The sequence below is a fragment of the Proteiniborus ethanoligenes genome (genome assembly GCF_900107485.1).
GTDB lineage: Bacteria > Bacillota > Clostridia > Tissierellales > Proteiniboraceae > Proteiniborus > Proteiniborus ethanoligenes.
The window spans coordinates 27,969-53,156 of the sequence record NZ_FNQE01000010.1 but is presented as its reverse complement, the minus strand read 5'-3'; the positions used below and the strand labels follow the sequence as shown (position 1 = coordinate 53,156).

Annotated in this window: 25 protein-coding genes; 22 read left to right on the top strand and 3 right to left on the bottom strand. The window is 34.4% G+C overall.

Annotation, left to right across the window (positions count from 1 at the left end):
• Positions 1-31: 31 nt before the first annotated feature.
• The 5 genes from BLV37_RS05570 to BLV37_RS05550 are packed head-to-tail and all read left to right on the top strand — an operon-like array spanning position 32 to position 4,341.
• Positions 32-1,924 carry a molybdopterin biosynthesis protein gene (locus tag BLV37_RS05570; protein WP_091728456.1) on the top strand — a complete coding sequence of 631 codons (1,893 nt, stop codon included), beginning with the start codon at positions 32-34 and terminating at the stop codon, positions 1,922-1,924.
• Between the two features lie 48 nt (positions 1,925-1,972).
• Complete coding sequence (moaA, locus tag BLV37_RS05565; RefSeq protein WP_091728454.1) at positions 1,973-2,929, top strand: GTP 3',8-cyclase MoaA; 957 nt, start codon at positions 1,973-1,975, stop codon at positions 2,927-2,929.
• A gap of 3 nt (positions 2,930-2,932) precedes the next feature.
• A complete protein-coding gene (gene moaC, locus BLV37_RS05560; protein WP_091728451.1) occupies positions 2,933-3,406 on the top strand; it encodes a cyclic pyranopterin monophosphate synthase MoaC in 474 nt (157 codons plus the stop codon).
• Between the two features lie 27 nt (positions 3,407-3,433).
• Complete coding sequence (locus BLV37_RS05555; protein ID WP_208975206.1) at positions 3,434-3,865, top strand: MOSC domain-containing protein; 432 nt, start codon at positions 3,434-3,436, stop codon at positions 3,863-3,865.
• 2 nt (positions 3,866-3,867) lie between these two features.
• Positions 3,868-4,341 (top strand): MOSC domain-containing protein, encoded by a 474-nt coding sequence (locus tag BLV37_RS05550; RefSeq protein ID WP_091728446.1) that lies wholly within the window; start codon positions 3,868-3,870, stop codon positions 4,339-4,341.
• A 23-nt stretch (positions 4,342-4,364) separates the two neighbouring features.
• Here BLV37_RS05550 and BLV37_RS05545 read toward each other — a convergent pair whose 3' ends face one another.
• Positions 4,365-5,159: a formate/nitrite transporter family protein gene (locus BLV37_RS05545; RefSeq protein WP_091728445.1), complete on the bottom strand. Its 795-nt coding sequence runs from the start codon at positions 5,157-5,159 to the stop codon at positions 4,365-4,367.
• Between the two features lie 148 nt (positions 5,160-5,307).
• Positions 5,308-6,630, bottom strand: a complete 1,323-nt coding sequence (locus tag BLV37_RS05540; protein WP_091728442.1) for a nucleobase:cation symporter-2 family protein — start codon at positions 6,628-6,630, stop codon at positions 5,308-5,310.
• Between the two features lie 299 nt (positions 6,631-6,929).
• Between BLV37_RS05540 and BLV37_RS05535 the strand changes: the two genes are divergently transcribed.
• Positions 6,930-7,568: a cyclodeaminase/cyclohydrolase family protein gene (locus BLV37_RS05535; protein WP_091728440.1), complete on the top strand. Its 639-nt coding sequence runs from the start codon at positions 6,930-6,932 to the stop codon at positions 7,566-7,568.
• A 93-nt stretch (positions 7,569-7,661) separates the two neighbouring features.
• Positions 7,662-9,335, top strand: a complete 1,674-nt coding sequence (locus BLV37_RS05530) for a PucR family transcriptional regulator (RefSeq protein ID WP_091728437.1) — start codon at positions 7,662-7,664, stop codon at positions 9,333-9,335.
• A 22-nt stretch (positions 9,336-9,357) separates the two neighbouring features.
• Here the strand turns inward: BLV37_RS05530 and BLV37_RS05525 are convergent, their stop codons facing one another.
• Positions 9,358-10,053 carry a cyclase family protein gene (locus tag BLV37_RS05525; RefSeq protein ID WP_091728435.1) on the bottom strand — a complete coding sequence of 232 codons (696 nt, stop codon included), beginning with the start codon at positions 10,051-10,053 and terminating at the stop codon, positions 9,358-9,360.
• 604 nt (positions 10,054-10,657) lie between these two features.
• Here BLV37_RS05525 and ftcD point away from each other — a divergent pair.
• From ftcD to BLV37_RS05450, 15 genes are all read left to right on the top strand, one after another.
• Positions 10,658-11,602 (top strand): glutamate formimidoyltransferase, encoded by a 945-nt coding sequence (gene ftcD / locus BLV37_RS05520; protein ID WP_091728433.1) that lies wholly within the window; start codon positions 10,658-10,660, stop codon positions 11,600-11,602.
• Between the two features lie 99 nt (positions 11,603-11,701).
• Entirely contained in the window at positions 11,702-13,372 is a 1,671-nt protein-coding gene (locus BLV37_RS05515) for a formate--tetrahydrofolate ligase (RefSeq protein ID WP_091728430.1), read from the top strand.
• Between the two features lie 98 nt (positions 13,373-13,470).
• Entirely contained in the window at positions 13,471-15,066 is a 1,596-nt protein-coding gene (locus BLV37_RS05510; protein WP_091728428.1) for a dihydroorotase, read from the top strand.
• Between the two features lie 105 nt (positions 15,067-15,171).
• Complete coding sequence (locus tag BLV37_RS05505) at positions 15,172-15,783, top strand: cysteine hydrolase family protein (protein ID WP_091728425.1); 612 nt, start codon at positions 15,172-15,174, stop codon at positions 15,781-15,783.
• Positions 15,784-15,959: 176 nt separating this feature from the next.
• Positions 15,960-16,514 (top strand): UbiX family flavin prenyltransferase, encoded by a 555-nt coding sequence (locus BLV37_RS05500; RefSeq protein ID WP_091728422.1) that lies wholly within the window; start codon positions 15,960-15,962, stop codon positions 16,512-16,514.
• A gap of 20 nt (positions 16,515-16,534) precedes the next feature.
• On the top strand, positions 16,535-17,899 hold the full coding sequence (locus BLV37_RS05495; RefSeq protein ID WP_091728420.1) for a UbiD family decarboxylase: 1,365 nt from the start codon (positions 16,535-16,537) through the stop codon (positions 17,897-17,899).
• Between the two features lie 15 nt (positions 17,900-17,914).
• Complete coding sequence (locus BLV37_RS05490; RefSeq protein ID WP_091728417.1) at positions 17,915-18,181, top strand: BMC domain-containing protein; 267 nt, start codon at positions 17,915-17,917, stop codon at positions 18,179-18,181.
• A gap of 19 nt (positions 18,182-18,200) precedes the next feature.
• Complete coding sequence (locus tag BLV37_RS05485; RefSeq protein WP_091728415.1) at positions 18,201-18,659, top strand: hypothetical protein; 459 nt, start codon at positions 18,201-18,203, stop codon at positions 18,657-18,659.
• Positions 18,660-18,684: 25 nt separating this feature from the next.
• On the top strand, positions 18,685-19,080 hold the full coding sequence (locus BLV37_RS05480; protein ID WP_091728413.1) for a BMC domain-containing protein: 396 nt from the start codon (positions 18,685-18,687) through the stop codon (positions 19,078-19,080).
• Between the two features lie 18 nt (positions 19,081-19,098).
• Positions 19,099-19,380 carry a BMC domain-containing protein gene (locus tag BLV37_RS05475; RefSeq protein WP_244270478.1) on the top strand — a complete coding sequence of 94 codons (282 nt, stop codon included), beginning with the start codon at positions 19,099-19,101 and terminating at the stop codon, positions 19,378-19,380.
• 63 nt (positions 19,381-19,443) lie between these two features.
• Positions 19,444-20,277: a hypothetical protein gene (locus BLV37_RS05470; RefSeq protein WP_091728406.1), complete on the top strand. Its 834-nt coding sequence runs from the start codon at positions 19,444-19,446 to the stop codon at positions 20,275-20,277.
• 14 nt (positions 20,278-20,291) lie between these two features.
• Positions 20,292-20,576 (top strand): EutN/CcmL family microcompartment protein, encoded by a 285-nt coding sequence (locus BLV37_RS05465; RefSeq protein ID WP_091728403.1) that lies wholly within the window; start codon positions 20,292-20,294, stop codon positions 20,574-20,576.
• Positions 20,577-20,597: 21 nt separating this feature from the next.
• Positions 20,598-22,412, top strand: coding sequence for an adenine deaminase (gene ade, locus BLV37_RS05460; RefSeq protein ID WP_244270477.1), 1,815 nt, complete (start codon positions 20,598-20,600; stop codon positions 22,410-22,412).
• A gap of 312 nt (positions 22,413-22,724) precedes the next feature.
• Positions 22,725-24,026, top strand: a complete 1,302-nt coding sequence (locus BLV37_RS05455; RefSeq protein WP_091728400.1) for an NCS2 family permease — start codon at positions 22,725-22,727, stop codon at positions 24,024-24,026.
• Between the two features lie 273 nt (positions 24,027-24,299).
• Positions 24,300-25,169 (top strand): FAD binding domain-containing protein, encoded by an 870-nt coding sequence (locus BLV37_RS05450; protein ID WP_091728398.1) that lies wholly within the window; start codon positions 24,300-24,302, stop codon positions 25,167-25,169.
• Positions 25,170-25,188: the final 19 nt, after the last annotated feature.

Here is a 25,188-nt window from a genome sequence, read left to right as displayed (position 1 = left end):
ATCTTTAGGAAAAGAAAGAGAGGTAAGGCTTTTGAAAAAAGAGGATAGAAACATATATATAGGCAATACAGATGCAGATCAAGCAAAGAGAATGTATTATGAAAAGCTTTATAATGAATTTGAATACGAAAGGATACCAATTGATCAAGGTCTGGGAAGAGTAACATATGAAGCTATATATGCAAAGGTTTCATCACCTCATTATAATGCTGCGGCAATGGATGGAATTTTAGTAAAATCTCAAGATACAGAGGGTGCTAGTGTTGCTAATCCTAAAATATTGGAGCAAGGAAAGGATTTTATTTATATAAATACAGGAAATCCTATAACAGAACCCTATGATTCTGTTATAATGATAGAGGATGTAATAGAAATAGGTGAAGGTAAAGTAAAGATATTAAATGCTACTCATCCTTGGCAGCATATAAGGCCTATAGGAGAAGACATAGTTGCTACAGAAATGATAATTCCATCAAGACATAAAATAAGGCCCATAGATATAGGAGCACTAATTACAGGTGGAATACAAGAGATAAAAGTATATAAAAAGCCAAGAGTTGGTATAATCCCAACTGGAACTGAAATAATAGACGATATAAATAGCTTAACTGTAGGAAAAATACTCGATTCAAACTCAAGAGTGTTTGAAGGATTAATAACTGAATATGGTGGACTGCCAAATAGATATAACCCGATTGAAGATGAATATGACCTACTTAAATCCGCAATATTAAAAGGAATAAATGAAAATGAAATCTTATTAGTAAATGCAGGCTCATCGGCAGGTACAAAAGATTTTACTATGAGGATAATCAAGGAGCTTGGAGAGGTAGTAGTTCATGGCGTTGCATTAAAGCCAGGTAAGCCTACAATTTTAGGAATAATAGAAGGCAAGCCCGTTATAGGAATACCAGGATATCCCGTATCCTCATACTTAGTTTTCGATACTTTTGTTAAGCCATTGATATTAAAATATGCAGGTATGCCTGAGGAAAAGGACCCTATTGTTAAGGCTTTTGTTTCAAAAAGAATAGTTTCATCATTAAAAAACAAGGAGCTAGTTAGAGTAAGCCTAGGATATGTAAATAACAGACTGATTGCTACTCCAATTCCAGGAGGTGCTGGAGTAATCATGAGCTTAGTCAAGGCTGATGGCATAGCAATTATACCACAAAATATAGAAGGTGTAGAAGCGGGAGAAACAGTTGACGTAAAGCTTCTAAAGCCCTTAGATAATGTTAAGGATACTTTAGTATCTATAGGCAGCCATGATCTTATTATGGATATAGTAGGAGATATGATGCCGCTAACCTCAGGTCATGTAGGCAGTATGGGGGGAATATTGGCAATGAAAAGAGGAGATTGCCTAGTATCACCTATTCATTTGCTAGATACAGAAACGGGAGAATACAATATAAGCTATATAAAAAAATATTTCCCGGGAAATAAAATGGCTATAATAAAAGGGGTAAAGAGGCTTCAAGGCTTTATAGTTGAAAAAGAAAATAAAAAAGCTGTAAAGGACTTTGTAGATTTAAAAAGAAAGGATATAGTCTTTGTAAATAGACAAAGAGGTTCAGGTACAAGGATATTACTAGACTATTACCTTAATAAAAACAATATAGACAGCGGAGATATTAAAGGCTATAACAGAGAGATGACTACTCATATGGCTGTGGCCACAGCTGTAAAAACAGGCTCTGCTACAACAGGCCTAGGAATATACTCTGCAGCAAAGGCCCTTGAACTTGAATTTGTAAGTGTAGGCTATGAGGATTATGACTTTTTAGTCACACAAGAATCTTTAGAGGATGATAGAGTAAAAGAATTTATTGAAATCATTAAATCCCATAGATTTAAAGAAAGAATCTTATCTCTTGGAGGATATGAACTAGAGGGAATAGGAGAAGTGATTCTAGTTTAAATATATAAAAGGTAATTCAACGAAAGACTATATAAAGTAGGTGATGAAATGAAGGATGCATACGGTAGAAATATTAATTATCTTCGTATATCCATAACAGACTTATGCAATCTCAGATGTAGATATTGTATGCCGGAAGAAGGAATATGTAAGGTTGAGCATAAGGATATATTATCTCTAGAAGAAATATACCAAGTCGCAAAAACATTTGTTTCACTAGGTGTGAATAAAATTAGGTTAACAGGAGGAGAGCCTTTAACGAGAAAAGGAATAATAGAATTAATCCAAAAAATAGCGGGGCTAGAAGGCGTAAAAGACTTAGCTATGACCACCAATGCTGTTCTCTTAAAAAAATACGCAAGGGATTTAAAGGCAGCAGGGCTGCAAAGACTTAATATTAGCCTAGATACATTAGACGAAAAAAAGTATGCGCAAATAACTAGAGGTGGGAAGCTAAAAGATGTTTTAGATGGTATTGAAGAGGCAAAGGCTGTAGGCTTATTTCCTATTAAGCTAAACGTTGTTTTAATAGGCGGATTTAATGTAGATGAAATAGAGGACTTTGTTAACCTGACTAAAACAGAAGAAATAGATGTAAGATTTATAGAGCTAATGCCTTTAGGGGAAGCATCAAAATGGGCTGAAGAAAACTTCATATCTAATGAGATAATATTAAACAGCGTAAAGGAGTTAACCAAGGCTGAAAATACGGATTTATCATCACCAGCTATTTACTATAGACTTCCAAATGCTAAGGGGAGAGTAGGTATAATAAACCCTATATCATGCAAATTCTGTGACTACTGCAATAGGGTAAGGCTTACTTCTCAAGGAAAGCTAAAACTATGCTTACATTCAAATGAAGAGATAGATATAAAAGACAAGCTTAGGAAAGGCGAAGATATAGGTAAAACTATATTAGATGCAATAAAACAAAAGCCAGAATCACATTATCTAGAGAATGGACAATATATAAATGACAATATGTACCAAATAGGAGGCTAGAAAATGAAGTTTACTCATTTTAATGAAAGCGGCAGGGCTCACATGGTAGAGGTTAGCGAAAAAGAAGATACCAAACGAGTTGCAGTGGCCACAGGATTTATAAAAATGAAGAAAGAAACTATCAGCATGATAAAGGAAGGTCTCATAAAAAAAGGTGATGTACTTTCCGTCGCTCAAATAGGAGGCATAATGGGTGGAAAAAAAACTAGCGATTTAATACCTATGTGTCACAATATATTTTTAACAGGAGCAGACATAAGATTTAATATACTTGATGATTGTATAGAGATAGAATCAGAAGTGAAAACCATAGGGAAAACCGGTGTAGAAATGGAAGCATTAACTGCAGTATCTATAGCTGCTCTTACTATATACGATATGTGTAAAGCGGTTGACAAGGATATGGTGATAAGTGGTATAAAGCTTATTAAAAAAATGGGTGGCAAATCAGGAGAATATATTAGAAAAGAAGATTAAAGCAAAGGGGATATAATCATGAATAAAATAGGAAAGGTTTTAGATATAAACATTAGTGAAACCAAGGGTGTTATTAAAAAGCCTATTGAGGAAGGAATATTTATAGAAGAATTTGGACTTGCAGGAGATGCTCATGCAGGAAAATGGCATAGGCAAGTAAGTCTTCTTGGCATTGAAAGCTTTAACAAAATGGAAGAGCTAGGCATAGAGGGATTAGAGCATGGAAACTTTGCAGAGAATATAACAACAGAAGGAATAATATTATATGAGCTGCCTGTAGGAACAAAGCTTAAAATAGGAGAGACTCTTCAAGAGGTAACTCAAATAGGAAAAGAATGTCACTCAGGCTGTGCAATATCAAAGCAGGTAGGTAAATGTGTTATGCCAAAGGAAGGCATATTTACAAGGGTCATAAAGGGTGGAGTAGTAAGACCTGGAGATATTATAGAGGTACTGTAAAAATGGAGGAAGCTCAAGGCAAATATAATTTAAATGGACAAGTAGTAGATATATGGATTAGTAAAGAAAAGGGAACTCCTAGAGTAGGGGTTAGAGAAGCATTACTAAAAGAAAATCACGGCATAGTAGGAGACGTAAACTCAGGAGATAATGACCGACAGGTCACCCTGCTTACAAAGGAATGCAGAGAAAAAGTAAAAAAACTAAATCTCAAGGGCCTTTGTACAGATAGATTTCATGAAAATATTACTGTTGAAAATATTGATTTATGCAATTTATATACAGGCCAAAGGATTTGCTTAGGTGAGACTGTTCACGAAATTACTCAAATAGGTAAGAAATGCTTTTCTGAATGTAATATTGTGAAAAACGGAGAGACATGTCCTTTATCTAGAGAGGTGGTCTTTACAAAAGTAATAAAAGGCGGAGTAGTAAAAAAAGGAGATATTGTCTACAAAAAAGAAGTAGCATATTAAGCTACTTCTTTCTCTGTTAATTTCTATTTATTAACTATCCGCTGAGGCTGTATATAAACTACATAATATAACAAAGGAATTATTATTGCACCACCTATGATATTTCCAATTGTAGCAGGTATTATATTGTGAAGCCACATTTGCCCCCAGGACAAATCATAGCCTAAAAATTTCGCGAGGGGTAAAAAATACATATTTGCAATACTGTGTTCGAAGCCTAGCATAACAAAAATCATTACAGGAAACCACATTGCTATTATCTTAGAAGCAAAATCCTGTGCTCCATATGCGAGCCATACAGCAAGACAAACTAAAATATTTGCATATATACCTTTAACAACTATTTGAAGTACAGATGCTGACATTTTTCCTGCAGCAATACTAAAGGCTGTTTCAACCATTGGAGTTCCAGGCTTATATGCACCACAATAAACTAATGAAGCAGCAAATATAAGGGCACCAATAAAATTAGAAAAATATACAAGGCCCCAATTTCTAAATAATTGCTTAAATGTTATTTGTCTATCAACAAGAGCCATAGTCATTAGGCAGTTACCTGTAAACAGCTCTCCTCCTGCTAAGACTACTAAAAAAAGACCAATTGGGAAAACAGCACCACCTAGAAATTTGGTTAGACCTATATCGATGCTTGAAAAGGTTTGCATTATAGTTATATCAGCATGTGCGCCAATACTAATATACATTCCAGCAAGTAGGCCTAATATAATAGTGTTGATAGTAGAATTATTGGCTTTTTTAACCCCTGTAACAAGAGTAGTCTCAGCAATTTCTCCTGCTGATAGAAATCTCTTATTCATAAAATATCCTCCTGAAAAGTTAATTATTTAACTATCACTATATGAGAATATAGCATATAACTAATCTATAAACAAGCAAAATAAATAAAGAATCTAAATTATTTATATAAGTAAAATGCTTAATAAAATCTAAATAATAATCTAATCTTTATTCTTCTTTCAGTATGATGTTTAAAAGGAGAGCAACTATAGTTCCTGTACTAATTCCAGAAGAAAATAGGCTTTTTAGAATACTAGGTAAATTTCCTAAAAAATCAGGTCTTACAGTTGTTCCAAGACCTAATGCAACAGAAATTGCAATGATTAACAGGTTACGGTTGTTTGCTTTAACTCTACCTAAAGTCTTTATACCAGAAGCAGCTACTACACCAAACATTACAATACCAGCTCCTCCTAATACAGGATTAGGCATTATTGCTATTAAGGTACTAAATTTAGGAAATAGACCAAGTAGCATTAAAAGTATACCCGCTATTACAATTACAAATCTACTTGCAACTCTGGTTAAAGGAATAAGTCCTACATTCTGGCTAAAGGATGTATTGGCACCAGCACCGAAAAAGCCTGCTATAAAGCTTCCTAAGCCGTCTGCTAGCAGTCCCGCACTAAGCTGGTCACTAGTAAGCTCTACTTCAGAAGCTTCTCCTATAGCTATTAGACATCCCACAGTTTCAATAGATGTAACTAAATATGCAGCTATAAAAGGAATAACGTAAGTGGGATTAAAGTCAATTCCATACTTGAATAAGGTAGGAAGCTCTATCCAGCCAGCTTCAACTACAGGAGTAAAATCAAGCATTCCTAAAGGATAGCTGATTATATACCCTACTATTATACCAATTAATATTGAAGCGCTGCTTATGAGACCTTTTCCATATCTATTCAATAAAACAATTACTAGCAATACAATAATAGCTACTCCAATATTTGCAAGACTACCATAGTCAGCAGAGCCAACTCCACCTGCAGCCCAATCCATTGAAACTGGTAATAAAGTTAAACCAATTAAAGTAACTACTGTTCCAGTAACAACTGGAGGGAAGTATTTCATTAGTGGTTTTAAGAAGCGGCTAATAATCATTTCAATAAAAGACCCTAATATTGTAGCACCAAAAATCCCTGGCAGTCCAGCTATAGATCCTACTGCGATAGAAGGACCAACAAAAGTAAAATCAGTTCCCATTATACATGGAACTCTTGCTCCGATTTTCCAAAAACCTCGTGCTTGTATAAAAGTAGCAATACTAGCAACAAAAATAGCTGCACTTACAAGGAAAGCAGTATCTTGGATTGGAAGCTTCAATGCACCAGCTATAACTAAAGGAACTGCAACTATTCCTCCAAAAGCGGCTATAATATTTTGAAAACCAAGAAGAATAGATACTGAAATAGGTGGTTTATCATCAATTCTGTAAAGCAATCCAGATGTACTTTTCATATCCTGCCTTTGATTATCTTTTCTTGAGCTCATCTGTAAGCAATCCTCCTTTAATATATATATTTATTAGTATTTGAAATATTTATAAAAAGAAAACGCTTACCTTCTTTTACTAAAGCAAGGAAAGACAATATTATTAAGGAGTATTAGCTTCAAGCTAGTCAAGTCAATGCTTATAGTGATTAATTTTTTGGAAAAAGAGAGTATTTTAAAGAAATTAGTTATGAAAATTATACATAGACTTTGATTATGAGTTATGATAAACTATGAATAAATTGTAGTAATCTAATAAACAATATAAAATAAATACATAATATCTAAGGAGGAATAAGATGTTAGTTGAAAAGACTGTTAAGGATTTTGTTGCTGCTGTAGCTAGTAAAGATCCAGCTCCAGGTGGCGGAAGTGTATCTGCTTTAGCAAGTGGCTTAGGAGCTGCATTGACTTCAATGGTTGGTAACTTGACAATAGGAAGAAAAGCTTATAATGCCTTAGAAGAAGATCAAAAGGCTATAATTGACAGAAACTTCGAAAAAGTTGGAAGACATATTCAAAGATTAAACGAGTTAATCGATGAAGACACAACCGCATTTAACGATTACATGGACGCAATGAAGCTTCCAAAAGAAACAGATGAAGAAAAGGCTACTAGAAAAGCTGCTATGGAAGAAGCACTAAAAAAAGCTATGGAAGTTCCTCTAGATGCAGCTAAAGAATCTCTTGAAGTACTAAAGCTTCAAAAAGCATTTGGCTTATATGGCAATCCAAATGCCATAACAGACGTTGGCGTAGGTGCATTACTTGCATGTGCAGGGTTAGAAGGGGCATTGTTTAATGTATTAATCAATCTAGGTGGAATAAGCGACCAAGCCTTTGTTGCCGAAATTAAAAAAGAATGTGAAGCATTACTTAAAGAAGGTAAAGAGCTTAAAGAAGAAACATTAAAAATAGTGTACGAAAAATTACAATAATTATTAGGGCTTTTAGGTAGGGGGGTTATTTATTGACCTCCTTATCTTGTATTTATTTAAAATAACCTAACCTTTATTTAGGAGAGGATAAAAATGGGTAGACAAAATGGAATTACTATAGAAGATGCTTTAAACATGGAATATATGAAAAACTGCAAGCTGGTAGCAGGGTTTAAAGGCATTAGAAATACTATATCAAAGGTTAATGTTATGGCTGACCCTGATATACTAAGCTGGGTAGATGAAGGTGAATTGCTTTTAACTACTGCATATTCATTTAAGAAAGATAATATAGAAGAACAAAAGAATCTTATTAGAGAATGCTCTAAAAAAAAGCTGGCAGGCATAGGTATAAAAATTTATCCATATTTAAATGAACTTCCAGAGGAAGTAATTAAATTAGCAGATGATTTAAATTTTCCAATCATAGATTTACACTACTCAATACCACTTTCTGATATAATGACTCCTTTATTTAATGAAATATTTAATAGACAATCCTATCTATTAAAGAAAATAGAAAAAATCTATGAACAATTTATGGATGCTATGCTTAAAGGGGCAAACTCAAATCAAATTACTAAGCTAATAAGTGATAGCGTAAAAAATCCTGTTTATGTGAAGTTTGAATTTCCAGAAGAAACTATAGTACAGTTTGATTATGTAGATGACTCAATAAAAGAGCTTCTATTAGAGAATGCGACTAAGTTTTTTGATCCTAATATAGATAGGTCAAAGGAAAAAAAATTAGAAGAAAGTAATGAGCTAATAGGTGGTAAATACATAAAAAGAATGATTTTGCCTATAGTTGCTAAGGATAGTATATATGGGCATATAGTTGCATGGTCTATTAATACACCTTTAGGTGGCTATGATTTATCTGTTCTTGAAATTGCCTCAACTACTATGGCACTTGAAATACTTAAAGCTCTTTCTGTTAGAGAAGTAGAGAATAGATACAAATCTGAATTTTTAGAGGATTTAATATCTCTTGAGGATAGAAGAGTGGAAAAGGCCATAGAGAGAGCTTCTTTTTTCAATATAAACAAAAAAGATAGGTTTTTAAGCATAACACTAAAGATAAAGAGCAAAGAAGAGAATTTAAGTAAAGTAGATATTACTTCGGGAGAAATGCAGCATTACATAACAAAAATTCATGATTTAATAGATAGAAACATAATTAAACAATTTGGAATTAATGGTATAGTAGTAAGTAAAACTGAACGGATACAAATCCTATTATCATTAAAAAAAGATACAAAGCTAGATATTTTAATAGAAGAAATAAATAAGAAGTTTCAAGAGATAATTGAAAAATTCAACAATTTGGATTTTAGAATAGGTATCGGAAGACCTTATGAAGGCTTAGAGAACTTTAATAACAGCTATCTTGATTCGGTAAAAGCCATAAGTACTGGAAAGATATTGAATCAAAATGCTATTACAAGCTTTGAGCATTTAGGAATATTTAAAATATTATGTCAAGATAATATAGAAGATGAATTGATAAAATTCTATAACACAACACTAAAGCCACTAGTTGAGTATGACGAAAAAAAGTCAACAGAGCTAGTTAAAACTCTAGAAGCCTTTTTTGAAAACAATGGGAATTTAAAGAAAATGTCAGACTTTCTATATACACATTACAATACAGTACTATATAGAATACAAAGGATAAATGAAATAACTAAAATGAGCCTAGAAAATCCTAGTGATAGATTAAACCTAGAAATTGCTCTGAAAATTAAACAGCTACTAAAAAAATAAAGCGGCCAAATAGTGGCCGCTATTACTCTTCTAACAACGCAACTGCACGAATTGGGGAGCCAGTACCTCCACGTATTCTTAAAGGAAGTCCAAAGTACAAGAAACGCTTATTAACAACCTTATCTAAATTGCAAAGATTTTCTGTGTTAGTAATATTATATTCACCACAAACCAAGTGCCCAGAAAAATTCAAATCATCAGGAGTTTGATCTATAGCAGGTGCATCCACACCTATATTTACAACTCCTTGCTCAGCAAGCCACTTTGCAGCATCATAGCTTAATCCAGTATAGTAGTTTTCATACGCTGGCGTACCATAGCTTCTGTTATATAAGCCAGTATACATAAGGAATATATCTCCTTTTCTAATTTCCTGTCCAGATTTAGCCAAAGCTTGCTTTAAGTCTTTAACCTCTATGTAATCAGGATATCTTATGTGAGTTAAATCTACACATATAGCACTTCCATAAAAGCACTCTATTGGCATTTCGATAATATCAGCACCACCTGGCTTGAATTCTAAAACAGCATCACTATGAGTACCGCAATGCTCACTCATAAGAATGTTTCTAGCATAAAAACCTAAAGTTGGGCTTCCTGTGGCTTTTTGATTTTGCTCATGTGTTTGATTTGTCATAATAAAGGTTTTTTGATGGATACCATATAAAGGCATTCCCTCATAAATATCTTGGGTCAAATCAATAAGCTTTAAACTCATTATTAACACTCCTTCCTTTAATTATAATTTACTTGTACTTATTTTATTAACTACCCATAGAAATAAAAATCCAACAGTTATTTTAACTAAATAATGGGTAAAAAATATAGCAGATCATTTGTATCTAATATTAGGAAATAGCACATAATATTTTGAGAGATATTAATCTTTTTTTTATTATAACATAATTACGTTATTTTACTCTCTTTTAGATAAGATACTTATATTTTACCATTCAATCCTATTATACATTTAAATATATAATAATGGTTCATTGATTATTAACAAAAAAATAGAACAGATAAATTAATTAAGGATTGATGGTGCAGAAAACAACGAAAAAAATCAAAAAATTTAGAAGGATAAACGCATAGAAGAAAAACCTTAGTTTAAGGCCAGATTCAGGTTGTCAATGTTATACAAAATTCCTTGCAAAAATTTGTTTAAAAATACTAATGATTTATATAAAACCAACAAAGGTAAATGACTAATGTTTATGGTATTATAAATTTAAAGGAGATAAGATTACAGCATTTGGATAAAAAACAACTATTAAAATTAATAATTATTAAAATGTTGTTTAAATAAATAAGGAGGAATGTAAATGTCTGCAGAAAAACAGTATATCTTAGCAGTACCTAATTTTAGTGACGGAAGAAGAAAAGAAGTAATTGAAGCAGTTGTAGAAGAAGTTAGAAAGGTAGAAGGTGTAAAGCTAGTAAGCTATGAACCAGAGCATGACTTTAACAGAACAGTTGTTACAATTATAGGAGAACCAGCACCGCTAAAAGTAGCACTTCTTAATATGGCTGCAAAATCCATAGAACTAATCAATATGGAAGAGCAAAAAGGAACACATCCAAGAATAGGCTCACAAGACACTATACCTCTATTCCCATTCAAAAATATTACAGTAGAAGAATGTGTAAAGCTAGCAGAAGAAATAGGACATGAGTTACATGAAAAAACAGGAGTACCTGTATTCTTTGCAGCTGAAAATGCGAGAACAGAAGAAAGAAAAGCCTTAGCTTTTATTAGAAAAGGACAATATGAAGGATTAAATGCTTTATTAAAAGAAATAAAAGATGATGAATCAAGAAAAGTAGAATATGAATCAAGAAAACCAGACCTAAGCAAGGATGGCTTACTAAGTGACAAAGCAGGAGCTACAATAGTAAGTGCAGAAGCTGAAGGGCTGACAGCATATAATGTGTTTTTAGCAACAGAAAATCTAGAAATAGCAAAGAAAATAGCTAAAGCAGTTAGAGGACCAAGTGGTGGATTCTCAACAACAAGAGCAGTCGGAATCAAGTTCCCAGAAAGAGAAGGAGTAGTAGTATCGGTAAATATGTTTGATTGCCAAAACACTCCAATGTATAGAGTGTTTGAGTTAGTAAAACAAGAAGCAGCAAGATATGGAATACCAGTAACAGGCTCAGAGGTAGTAGGGCCAATAAAGCTTGAATATATTATAAATTCATTAGAATACTACTTAGGATTAGAAGGATTTAGAAGAGACCAAATATTAGAAACACATTTAATGGAGTAATTAAACTCCTTTAGTTAAGGGTACAATCTCGGTTCCATAGGATAATATAAAAAGAAATATAGTAAATATAGAAAATAAACCTGAGGAGGAGAAAGCTTAGTGAAAACAGATGTTCAAATAGCACAAGAAGCTACAATGAAGCCTATATCAGAAGTGGCAGAAAGCATAGGACTATTAGAAGATGAGTTAGAGTTATATGGAAAGTATAAAGCAAAAGTATCATTAGGGGTATTTGACAGACTAAAGGACAAACCAGATGGAAAATTAATATTAGTAACAGCGATAAATCCTACTCCAGCGGGAGAAGGTAAGACAACAACAAACATAGGCTTAAGCATGGGTCTTAACAAATTAGGTAAAAAAACTATAACAGCATTAAGAGAACCATCTTTAGGACCATCTTTTGGAGTAAAGGGTGGAGCAGCAGGTGGAGGATATGCACAAGTAGTTCCAATGGAGGACATAAACCTACACTTTACAGGAGACTTCCATGCAATTACATCAGCACATAGCTTACTAGCTGCATTACTAGATAACCATATACATCAAGGAAACGCACTTAACATAGACACAAGAAGAATTGCATGGAAAAGAGTAGTTGATATGAACGACCGTGCACTAAGAAATATAGTTATTGGCTTGGGCGGAAGAACAGAAGGCGTTCCAAGGCAGGATGGATTTGACATAACAGTAGCATCAGAGATAATGGCTATCTTATGTTTAGCTAATGATTTAGACGATTTAAAAGAAAGATTAGGTAACATGGTGGTAGCATACAATCTAGAGGGAGAGCCAGTAAGAGCAAAAGACTTAGAAGCAACTGGAGCTTTGGCACTAATATTAAAAGATGCAATAAAACCAAACCTAGTGCAAACTCTTGAGAATACACCAGCATTAATTCACGGAGGTCCATTTGCCAATATTGCTCATGGATGTAACAGCATATTAGCAACTAAAATGGCATTAAAGCTAGGAGACTATGCAGTTACAGAAGCAGGATTTGGTGCTGACCTAGGTGCAGAAAAGTTCTTCGATATAAAATGTAGATTTGCAGGCTTAAAACCAGCGGCAGCAGTAATAGTAGCTACAGTAAGAGCATTAAAGATGCATGGAGGAGTAGCAAAAGCTGACCTAGGTACAGAAAATCTAAATGCATTAGAGAAAGGATTAGAAAACCTAGAAAAACACATAGAAAACGTAGGGAAGTTTGGAGTTCCATCAGTAGTAGCAATAAACAAATTCCCGACAGATACACAGGCAGAGCTGGACCTAGTATTCCAAAAGGTAAAAGCTCTAGGAGCAGAGGTAGCAATATCAGATGTGTGGGCAAATGGTGGAGAAGGTGGAGTTGAACTAGCTAAAAAGGTAATAGAAGTAGTAGAAAGTAAAGAATCAAACTTCAAAACATTATACGATGTTGAGCTACCAATAAAAGAAAAAATTGAGAAAATAGCAAAAGAAGTATATGGTGCTGACGGAGTTACATTTACAAAAGGTGCAGAAAAAATGATAAAGACACTAGAGGGACTAGGATTAGACAAGATGCCTATATGTATGGCAAAAACTCAATACTCTTTATCAGATGATGCATCATTGTTAGGAAGACCATCAGGATTTAATATAACTGTAAGAGAATTAAGATTGTCAGCAGGTGCAGGATTTATAGTAGCACTTACAGGAGAAGTTATGACAATGCCAGGATTACCAAAAGTACCAGCAGCAAATAAAATGGATATTCTTCCAGATGGTACCATAGTTGGATTGTTCTAAAAAATATTGACAAACTAGGAGAGTTAGACTCTCCAGTTTGTTAAAAAACGTGAAAACGATATCAAGCTGTAAATTACAATAAAAAGGAGGAAAAAAAGATGTATGATATGATTCTTAAAAATGCTAGAATACCTCAAGGGGACAATACTGTTTTAACTAATATTCTAGTAAAAGATGAAAAAATAGCAGGATTTACAGACTGTGTTGACGGAATAGAGGCTAAAAACGTTATAGACGCTGGAGGTCATCTTACTTTACCGGGATGTATTGATTCACATACTCACTTTATGTATCAAGGCTTTCCTCATAGAGAGAATTTCTTAACAGGAACAGCAGCAGCAGCAGGTGGAATTACAACAATTATAGATATGCCATGTTGTTCTGTTCCATCAGCAAGAAGTGTTGATGAATTAAAGCTTAAAATAGACGTATGTCAGCCACAAGCATTAGTTGACTTTGCTATGTGGGGTGGAGTCACTGGAGAAGATGTAAGAGAAGGCTGGCTACACAATGTTCAAGAACAAGCTGATTATGGAGTAGTTGCATTTAAGGTTTATATGACTCCATCAGTTCCAACCTATCCAAGAGTTACTGACCCTGAAATGTATGAAGCATTTAGAGCGGTTGCAAAAACAGGTCTTCCAATAGGAATTCATGCTGAAAACTTTGCTATGTGTGACTATTATGTAAAAGAGTTCCAAAAAGAAGGACGTATGGACGGACCAGCTTGGGCAGAAGCTAGAATGGAATTAGCTGAAAAAGTTGCTATAGAACTAGGCATTAGCTTTGCAGAAGCATCAGGTGCTAGACTACACATAGTTCACATGAGTACTGGTATAGGTGCAAAATTAGTAGGAGAAGCAAAGAAGAGGGGCTTAAACGTAACTTCAGAATCTTGTCCTCACTATTTAACCTTAAACTATCAAGAGTCTATGACAATACATGGTGCAAATGCTAAGATAGCTCCACCGTTAAGAACTAAACGAGATAATGAAGAGCAGTGGGAAGGAATTAGAAATGGAAGTATTGATTTCATAGCTACTGACCATGCTCCTTATGAATTAGAAAGTGAAAAGATAAAAGAAGGCTTAAATATATGGACAGCATTCCCAGGAATACCTGGAGTTGAAACTATGGTGCCTGTTATAGTTAGCGAAGGATACAATAAAGGAAGAATTTCACTAAGCAAGCTAGTAGATATCCTATCAACTAATGCTGCTAAACATTATGGATTATATCCTAAAAAAGGTGCATTACACATAGGCTCAGATGCTGACTTTACTATAATTGACCTAGATAAAAGATGGGTTATAGAGCCTAAGAAACAAGCTTCAATGTGTGGGTATACTCCACTTGAAGGCATGGAGCTACAAGGAAGAGTAGAGAAAACAATAGTTCGTGGACATTTAGTATATAAAGACGTAGATGAAAGCACATTAGCATCACTAACTGATGAAGAACTAAAGACTATAGTTCATGAATATCCAGAAGGAGTTAGAGAAAGATATCCAGAAATATTTAAAAACTTCCCTAACTTATATAGCGCTGAATACGAAAGAAGCTATAGAAAGGAACATCCAGAAGTAATAGATAAGCATGTAAGAGGCATTAGAGGAATTCAAGTAAAGCCTGGATTTGGTAGATTCGTTAAGAGACAAAGCATTCAGGTTTTACCTAGAACAATAACTTACTAAACCATATTGAACTAAAAATAAGTGTGGCTTATGTAAAAACATAGGCCACACTTAGAAAAAAATACAAAAAACAAATTTTAAATTTAAATAAAGGGAGAGATGAAAATGGCAAGACATGCAATATTAATTATAGACATGTTAAATGACTTTGCAAACGAAAAAGGGGCACTATACTGTGAAGGTACAGCAAAAATAACTCCAAATCTTCAAAAATTATTTAAATGGGTAAGAGAAAGAAATGCTCAAGGAAAAGATGATGTTCAACTGGTTCATATCCAAGAAGCTCATAGAGAAAAGGATGCAGATTTTAGAGTGAGACCAGTTCATGCTATAAAAGGAACATGGGGATCAGATTTTATTAAAGAATTATATCCAGAGCAAGGTGAATATATAGTTCAAAAGAGAAGACATAGTGCTTTCTGGCATACTGACTTAGATTTATTCTTAAGAGAAGAAGCTATAGAAACTGTTGTTGTTACTGGAGTATGGACTAACGTATGTGTTAGATCTACTGCTGCTGATGCTTTAGCTAACGCTTATAAGGTAATTACATTAAGTGACGGAGTTCATTCAAAAACTGATGAGCAACATGAGCATGGATTAGTAGACCTTAGTATATTTACAAAAGTTATGACAATAGATGAATATACTGATGCATTTGAAAAAGGATTAGATCCATGGGTAGGAGCAGGAGACCCGGAAAACAAAGTAAAATAATACTACCAAGACTGTCCTCTAAAGAGGACAGTCTAATGAATATTTAAGCACATAATTAGCATATGAGAAAGTCGCCAACTAAATATATAGAGACGACTTTTTGTGCCTAAAAGAGAAATGGTTCTTTGCTTATTTCAACTAGGATAATTCAACATAAGAAAGTGAGGGTAAAACATATGAAGGTAGTAGTTGGGATCTCCGGAGGAAGTGGGGCTATTTATGGAGTGGCACTTTTAAAAGTACTTCAAGAGTTAAATATAGAAACCCATCTTGTAGTTAGCACAATGGGCGAATATGTGACAGAGCATGAGTGTGGGATAAAACTTGAAGAATTAAAAGGATTAGCAACCTATTTCCATGAAAATAAAGACTTAGCCGCACCCATATCTAGTGGGTCTTTTAAAACGGATGCAATGGTGATAATTCCCTCCTCCATGAAAACTATAGCTTCTGTTGCAAATGGTATATCAGATAATTTGTTGACAAGAGCTGCAGATGTTATAATAAAAGAGAATAGGAAGCTAATAATGGTTCCTAGGGAAACTCCTCTCAGCGTAATTCATTTAGAGAATATGTTAAAGCTTGCAAAAATGGGAGTTACGGTGTTACCTGCTTCTCCAGGGTTTTATAATCATCCTGAAAATCTTGGTGACATTGTGAGTATAATTGTTGGTAAAGTATTAGACCAGCTCCATATTGAACATAATCTCTTTAAAAGATGGGGAGAATAAAACTTGAAGGGAGGGAGAGTATGGAAAAACAGATGCTAAGGGCTACTATAAATAAGCTAGAACAGCTCGGAGAATTTGAAGTTTGTAATGTTACAGTAGATCCTAAATTTGAATTGGGAGCAGTCCTAAGATACTTCCAAAATGAAAAACCTATATTATTTAACAAGGTAAAAGGCTACAATATGAAAGTCCTAGGCGGGTTGTATGGAAATAGACAGCTTTATTATGATTTAATGGGAACAAACAAAGAGGAAAGACTGTTTAAATTCATGGATGCTATAGCTAACCCACAACCAGCTAAGCTTTTAAGTAATGGTCCTGTAAAGGAAAATATCATAACTAGAAATATTGACATTCCTAAAATGCTTCCAGTACCTACATCACACGGAAAGGATTCCTCAAGCTACATAACTGCCGGTATGCTTATAGTAAAAGACGATATAACAGGTGAAACACATATGGCAGTTAGGAGATTTCAGATAAATGGCGGCAATATAATAAATGCATTAGTTTCAGGAGCTTCACCTCATTTAAGAGCTCAGATGGAGAGATATAATGCAATGAATAAGCCATTAGAGTGTGCTGTAGTGCTTGGCTATGACGCCCCTTATCTTTTAGCATCTCAAATCAGTTCAACTAAATATGGCATAGATAAACATATGGTCGATAGTGCTCTAAGAGGAGAACCACTTGAACTAGTAAAATGCCATTCTGTAGACTTAGAGGTTCCAGCTTATGCTGAGATTGTACTAGAGGGTGTTATCCTTCCAAACAAAACTATAGTAGAAGGACCTTTTGGAGAACTAATGGGATACTATGGAGAGGTGGCTCCTGTACCTATTATGGAAGTGAGGACTATTATGCATAGAAATGATCCAATATTCCAGCATGCATTCCCTTGCAGAGAGGAACATTTGGCAAATGGCCTTATTAGAGAAATAGAAATATATAATTCTGTCAAGGCTGTAGTAGATGTAAAGGATGTAAATGTAACCGTAGCAGGTGGCTGTAGGCTACATGCAATTGTATCTATTAACAAGAAAAATGAAGGTGATGGGAAAAGTGCTATTATTTCAGCCTTAGGAAGCAGCAAAGACATAAAGCATGTACTTATTGTAGACGATGATATAGATATTTACGACTACAAAGACATAGAGCTAGCAATTGCCTCTAGAGTTCAAGCATCAGAGGATGTTGTTATTATTCCTAATGCATTAGGCTCAGGCTTAGAAGCATCTCATGTTGCCAGAGGCCTTACAGATAAAATGGGAATAGATGCTACAAAACCTTTAGGCGAAAAATCAGTGTTGTTTGAAAGAGCTGAAATTCCTGGATTTGAAAAAATAGACATTAACAAATATCTTCCAGGGATAAAAAATAAATAAAGGTGGTTATAGAGTATGAGACAGGCCATAGGTATGGTAGAAACCAGAAGTTTAGTAGCTGCTATACAGGCGGCAGATACTATGGTTAAGTCAGCTGATGTACGCATAGTTGATATGAATTTTGTCGGCTCTGGAGTCGTTGCTGTAATAGTATCAGGAGAAGTAGCCGCTGTACAGGCAGCCGTAGATAATGCAACAGAAATAGCAGGTCAAATATCAGAAATAGTATCTACAAACGTTATAGCTAGACCTCATGACGAAGTAGATAAAATATTAGAATAGCTAAATGGTGGTGAAAAAAATGGCTAACCCATTAGCAAGAGTAATCATGAACAATATAGCCCAAAATAGTAACAAGGTTCATGGGAAAAGTGGCTATTCAAATAGCACCTATAAAATTTCAGGTTTAGATAAAAATGAAGAGCAAATATTGCTTAATGTTATGAATAAGAAAGCAACTCATAAACCAACAGAGTTTAATAATAGCTCTAATTATTTTGAAAAAGTTAAGCTAGAGGATTTAGTAAAGGGCGGTTTAAGGCCTAGCAAAAGCACTGAGGATTTTAAAAAGTCAAATACAATGATGACCTTAGATGAGCTGGCAGGAAAAGTTAAAAAAACTCAAGAAGAAGACAATGTAAAAGAAAAGGATTCAAGTAAAGAACCGGTTTATGTAAAAACTGGAGTAATAAACAAATTAGAGGCTTATATTCCTAAAGTATCATTAGACTCAATAGGAAAAAAAGGCTCCTTACTATAGTGGTAGGAAATAAGGAGGTGTACTTGTGAAAGCAGCTCTTGGACTAATTGAAACAATAGGCTTAACTACAGCTATTACTGCATTAGATGCTGCAAGTAAAGCAGCAGATGTTAAGCTTGTAGGTTATGACAAAGTAATAGGTGTTGAAAAGGTTGTCAGTGTGACTATAAATATTGCAGGAGAGGTTGCAGCTGTAAAAGCTGCTGTAGATGCTGGAGTAGCTGCAGCTAGCCGAGTTGGAACTGTAGTTTCAGGTCATGTAATACCTAGACCACATGAAGAGGTTGACAAACTCATAAAGGAGTTTGAAAAAAACCTAAAAGAAAAGAAGGAAAAAGAGAAACCAGTAGAGAAAAAAACAGGAAATGAAGAAAAAACATCTAATTCAGAAGCAAATAAAAAGAAAACAAGTGCAAAGTAATGAATTAAAGGAGGAATAATAATGAGTCAAGCATTAGGTATGGTAGAAACTAAAGGATTAGTAGGTGCAGTTGAAGCAGCAGACGCAATGGTTAAAGCTGCTAATGTTACTTTAGTAGGATATGAAAAAATAGGTTTTGGTCTTGTAACTGTAATGGTTAGAGGTGATGTTGGAGCAGTAAAGGCTGCTACAGACGCTGGCGCAGAAGCTGCAAGATCAGTTGGAGAATTACACTCAGTTCATGTAATCCCAAGACCACATTCAGAAGTTGAAAGAGTAATACTAAACAAATATGAATAATAATGTTTATTAATGCTACTATAACATTTTTATAGTAGCCAAATCCTTATGGGGTGTTTGAATATGAATAAATACAATCTAACAAATGACATTGTTAGTGGATTGGTTCAAAAAATAAATAACAGACCTAGTAATACTATAATAGCTGATAGGACATATGAACAACATACTCATTTAAATCAGCATATTTTAGCAGTATTTACAGGAACTAATTTTGGTCTTAATGAAGCCCTTAAAGAGCTGTCAAAAGCTAGAAGATATGGGTTTTCATTTGACATGGCCATAACTGAGAATGGAGAAGAGATTATTGGAAGCCAAGGAATAGCTTCAATAAAATCTTCTCTACAAGCAGAGCGAATTTACACTGAAAGAGACAAGCTAATATTTGGAGAAATACTAGAGAGTGTAGATGGCATAATAGTACCAATGACTACTCAGGACACTGCAACAAAGCTAGCTTTAGGTATACAAGATTGTTTTATATCAACACTTTTATGGCAAGGACTATGGCACGGGAAAAAAGTATTAATTGATTTTGAAAATGTACTCTCCTATAGAGGCAATAAATCTAAGTTACCAATGCTTCAACAAATGATGAATGATTATGTAGAGAAACTTCAAAAAATGAGCGTAAAAAGTGTTAATAAAAATAATTATCTTGTAGAAATGCTCAATGCTTTTAAGGATGGTTCTAATGTAGCAACAGCTAACAATCAATACTCTCAAAATGCAGTTACAGAATTAGAGCATGCCCCAAGGCAAGTAATTACGGAAAGTGATTTGGTTAATATGAGGGCAAATAACAAAGAAGTGACTGTACCTATGAGAGCAATTATAACTCCTCTAGCATATGACAAGGCAAAAGAATTAGGTATAAGAATAATAAGAGGACATTAAAAAGGAGTGATAAAATGCAATTAGGTAGAATTATAGGTACGGTAGTTGCAACAAGAAAAAGTGATAGCTTAGTAGGGAGCAAGCTTTTATTAACACAGCCTATAGACATAGATATGAAGCCTACAGGAAAGCCCTTAGTAGCAGTAGATACAGTGGGTGCAGGTATTGGAGAAATAGTTATATATGCAACAGGGACTGCATCACGAAATGCTGCTGAAAAGAAAACCTCTGCTATAGATGCTGCTATTGTAGGTATAGTAGACAATATGGATGTGTACAATGAATTCATAGATAAGTAACAAAAGAAAGGAGGCGTAAGCTTGTTAGGTGTTCAAGGAATTAAACAGGCAATGGAGTACCGAAATTTAATAGATGTGCTTATGTCAGATAAGCATTTTGCAGATATAGTGCTTTATAATGGGAATGTTATCAACGTATTGACAAGAGAAGTTTATACTGCAGACATAGCTATAAAAGGTAAGTATATATTATTAGTTGGAGATTCAGCTTCTTTAATAGGACCTGACACATTAGTAGTTGATGTCAAGGGCAAATACTTATCTCCAGGATTTATTGATTCACATATGCATTTTGAAAGTAGTATGCTTACTGTTACAGAATTCTCTAGATTATCAATACCATCTGGTACAACTACATTAGTAGCAGATCCACATGAAATCGGTAACGCGTTAGGGCCAGTAGGTATGAAGGCTATGGCAGATGAAGCTAGTGTTGTTCCAAATCACGTTAGATTTGTGGTGCCAGCACTTGTGCCAGATAGCCCAAGCCTTGAAACTGCAGGTCATGATGTTTCATCAAAGGACATTCCTGATTTGTTAAGTCACCCAAATATTATAGGTATTGGAGAGCTACAAGGCTTTAGTAATGCCAAACATGTATATAGAAATACTCCCGAAGTAATTACAGATCTATTAGCTTCCACTATTTATGCTAAAAGCTTAGGAAAAGTAGTAGATGGAAATGCACCAGAGCTTTTTGGTCCAGAACTTGCTGCTCACATAATATCTACAGGCGGAAAATGTTCTTGTCATGAGACTACAACTAAAGAAGAATGTGTTGAAAAGCTTAGACAAGGTGTATATGTATTTATGAGAGAGGGTTCAACTCAAAAGAACATGGCCGAATGCATTAGAGCTGTTACAGAGGAAGGCTTTGATTCAAGAAGATGTATATTAGCTACTGATGATATGGTAGCTGAAGATCTTGAAAAACTAGGACATATGAATGAAATAGTGAGAAGAACTATAGCACAAGGTGTAGATCCAGTTGAAGCTATTCAAATGGTAACAATAAACCCTGCCACATATTTTGGCTTAGAAGATAGAGGAGTATTAGCACCAGCTAAAATGGCAGACATAGCTATCATCAGCGATTTGAAGGAAATGACAGTTGAGGCTGTATTTATTGAAGGCCAGCTAGTTGCCTCACAAGGAAAGCTAATAATAGATCTTCCAAAATATACTTATCCAGACGTGGTAAAACATTCAGTTAAGAGAGGACCAATAACAGAATCAGATTTAGAAATCAGAGCAGAAGGAAACCAAGTAACAGGTAGATGTATAATTGCTATTCCAGATCAAAACCTAACAGAAACTCTTGAAGTAGAGCTTAAAGTAAACAGAGGAATAGTGGAACCAGACCTTAAACAAGATGTTATTTATATGGCCTGCGTTGAGAGATATGGCCGCAATGGTAGCATAGGAAAATGCTTTGTTCAGGGCTTTGGCTTAAAACAAGGAGCAATTGCAGAAAGTGTTGCCCATGACACTCATAATATTATGGTTGCAGGCACAAATTTAAAAGACATGGTCATTGCAGTAAATCGTGTTATTGAAATGGGCGGTGGCATATCAGTAGTTAACAACGGTAGAGTTTTAGAAGAACTAAGATTGCCTGTGGGAGGACTTATAACAGATGAGCTTACAGGCTCAGAGGTAAGTGCAAAGGTAGCTAATCTTGACAAAGTAGTAAAAGAACAGCTTGGTGGCACCATACATGCACCATTTATGCATTTATCCTTCTTAGCATTATCTACTAGTCCGAAATGGAAGCTAACGGATCAAGGTCTAATTGACGTAAATAACTTTGAAATCCTTGAGCCAATAGTTAAGTAAAATAAAAACTCTTAGGCTTTTATACTTTAAAAAAGTATAAAAGCCTAAGAAATACATTTATTGAAAACCTTTTCATATGTTATGATTAATAAATACATAAATATTTATGTATTTATTAATCATAACAGCGGACCTAACACAACACAAAGCCTATTTCTAGTAAAAAAATAGCAGTGTTCTTGTAGGTACTAAGCTATATATCTAGATTTTACTAATGCTAGATATGTGCAAATAAACTCTAGAAAGGAGGGTAGTATTTATTAAAAACTATATATACGGGGAAAAACATTAAAAAAAATAGGGGGTCTATTAATGAGTACGTTAGAAAGAATATTTAAGCTAAATGAACACAAAACTGACGTCAAAACAGAAGTTATTGCTGGTATTACTACATTTATGACAATGGGCTACATATTAGCAGTAAACCCAGGGATTCTTTCAGCAACTGGTATGGATCCAGGTGGAGTATTTACAGCTACAGCATTATCAGCAGTTATCGCTACACTAATTATGGCTTTTTATGCTAACTATCCTTTTGCACTAGCACCTGGTATGGGACTAAATGCATTCTTTGCATTTTCAGTTGTTCTAGGTATGGGGCATTCATGGGAATTCGCATTAACAGCCGTATTTTTAGAAGGTCTTATTTTCATATTGCTATCATTTGTTAACGCACGTGAAGCTATTGTCAATGCTATTCCTATGAATTTAAAAAATGCAGTTTCAGTAGGTATTGGATTATTTATAGCTTTTATTGGATTACAGGGTGCAGGAATAATAGTTAACGATGATGCTGTATTAGTTGCACTTGGAGATCTTACTCAGCCAACAGCTATAGTAGCCATATTAGGAATTATTATTACAGGAATTCTTTTATACAAAAAAGTCAAGGGAGCAATATTAATAGGTATTTTAGTTTCTACAGTTATCAGTATACCTTTAGGAGTTACACAGTTTAATGGTTTCGTTTCACTTCCACCATCATTAGCACCAGTAGCTTTTAAATTAAGATTTTCTGCAGCAGAAATATTTAGCCTTGATATGTTAGTAGTGTTGTTTACATTCTTATTTGTTGACGTATTTGATACAATCGGGACATTAATTGGGGTTGCATCAAAGGCTGATATGTTAGACAAGGATGGAAACCTACCAAGAGTTAAGCCAGCTTTATTTGCAGATGCTGTAGGAACATCTGTAGGAGCTTTACTAGGAACAAGTACAGTTACTACTTATGTAGAAAGTGCAGCTGGAGTTGCAGAAGGTGGTAGAACAGGTCTTACAGCATTAACAACTTCTGTATTATTTGCATTAGCATTATTCTTTGCACCAATATTTGGTATTATCCCAGGCGCAGCTACTGCTCCAGCCCTTATAATAGTTGGTCTATTCATGATGTCTCCAATTATGAAAATTAATCTTGATGACTTTACAGAAGCAATACCAGCATTCTTAACTATTATTATGATGCCTCTTGCATATAGTATTGCAGAAGGTATAGTGTTTGGTATGGTTTCATATACATTACTTAAAACATTAACAGGAAAATACAAAGATGTGTCTATTGTAATGTATATATTATCAATACTATTCGTACTTAAATATATATTCCTATAAAAAAACAAATCCGCTCCCTAAAAGGGAGCGGAGCTTTAAATCTATGTATTTACAATAAAAAATAGGCTCAAATTAAACTAATTCCATTTTGAACCTATCTTTTATTGTAAAATCAGAGACCGTATAAGAATAAAATCATATTATAGATTTTACAATGAATAATGTGTTTATACGCAAACATGGCCAGTGAAAATCATACAAGGATACAAAAGATGAGATTACAGTATGGACTTGATTTTATAAAAAAATTAAACCCTATTAAGGAGGATAGACATGTCAATCAAATATGCATATAAGCCAAAAACCATAGGGGAAGCAGTCGAGCTTCTAGACAAGCATAAAGGACAAGGGAAATTAATTGCGGGAGGAACAGACCTAGTTATAGAAATTAAGAATGGAACTGTGAATTTTGAAGCCCTAATAGATATTTCTGATATAAAGGAAATGTCTTTCATAAAGGCAGAAGAGGACATGATTGAAATAGGTGGAGCTACAACTTTTACGGAGATAGTTAAGTCTGATTTATTTCAAGACAGACTTGTAGGGTTAAGAGAAGCAGCATATTCTGTAGGCTCACCTCAAATAAGAAACAAAGGAACTATTGGAGGCAATATTTGTAATGGCTCTCCTGCAGCAGATATAGTCCCACCATTACTTGCACTAGACGCAGTTGCTAAAATAAAAAGCAAGAGTGGGGAACGGGAAGTATTAGTTGAGAAATTATTCTTAGATAAAGGGCAAGTAGATATTAAGGACAATGAAATCCTAGTATCTGTAAAGTTCAAGGCTCCAAAAAAGAATGAAATGTTGTCTTTTAGCAAGCTTGGCCTCAGAAAAGCCCTAGCTATCTCTAGAATATGTACTAGTGTATTTGCTGAAATTAATGAAGATGAAACTCTAAAAGAAATTAAAATAGCTAACGGCTCCCTAGGAAGATACGGAATGAGAGAAAGAGAAGTAGAAGAATTCTTTAAAGGTAAAAAGCTGACAGAGGAAGTAATCCAAGAGGGAATACAACACATGCAAAATCAAGTAGCACAAAGATTAGCTGGTAGATCTACTGTTGGCTTTAAAAGCGTAGCTGTTAAAGGAGTATTAAGAGATGCATTGAACAGGGTAGTCAATATATACAATCCAGCTTAATAATTCTATTTTTAGAGGA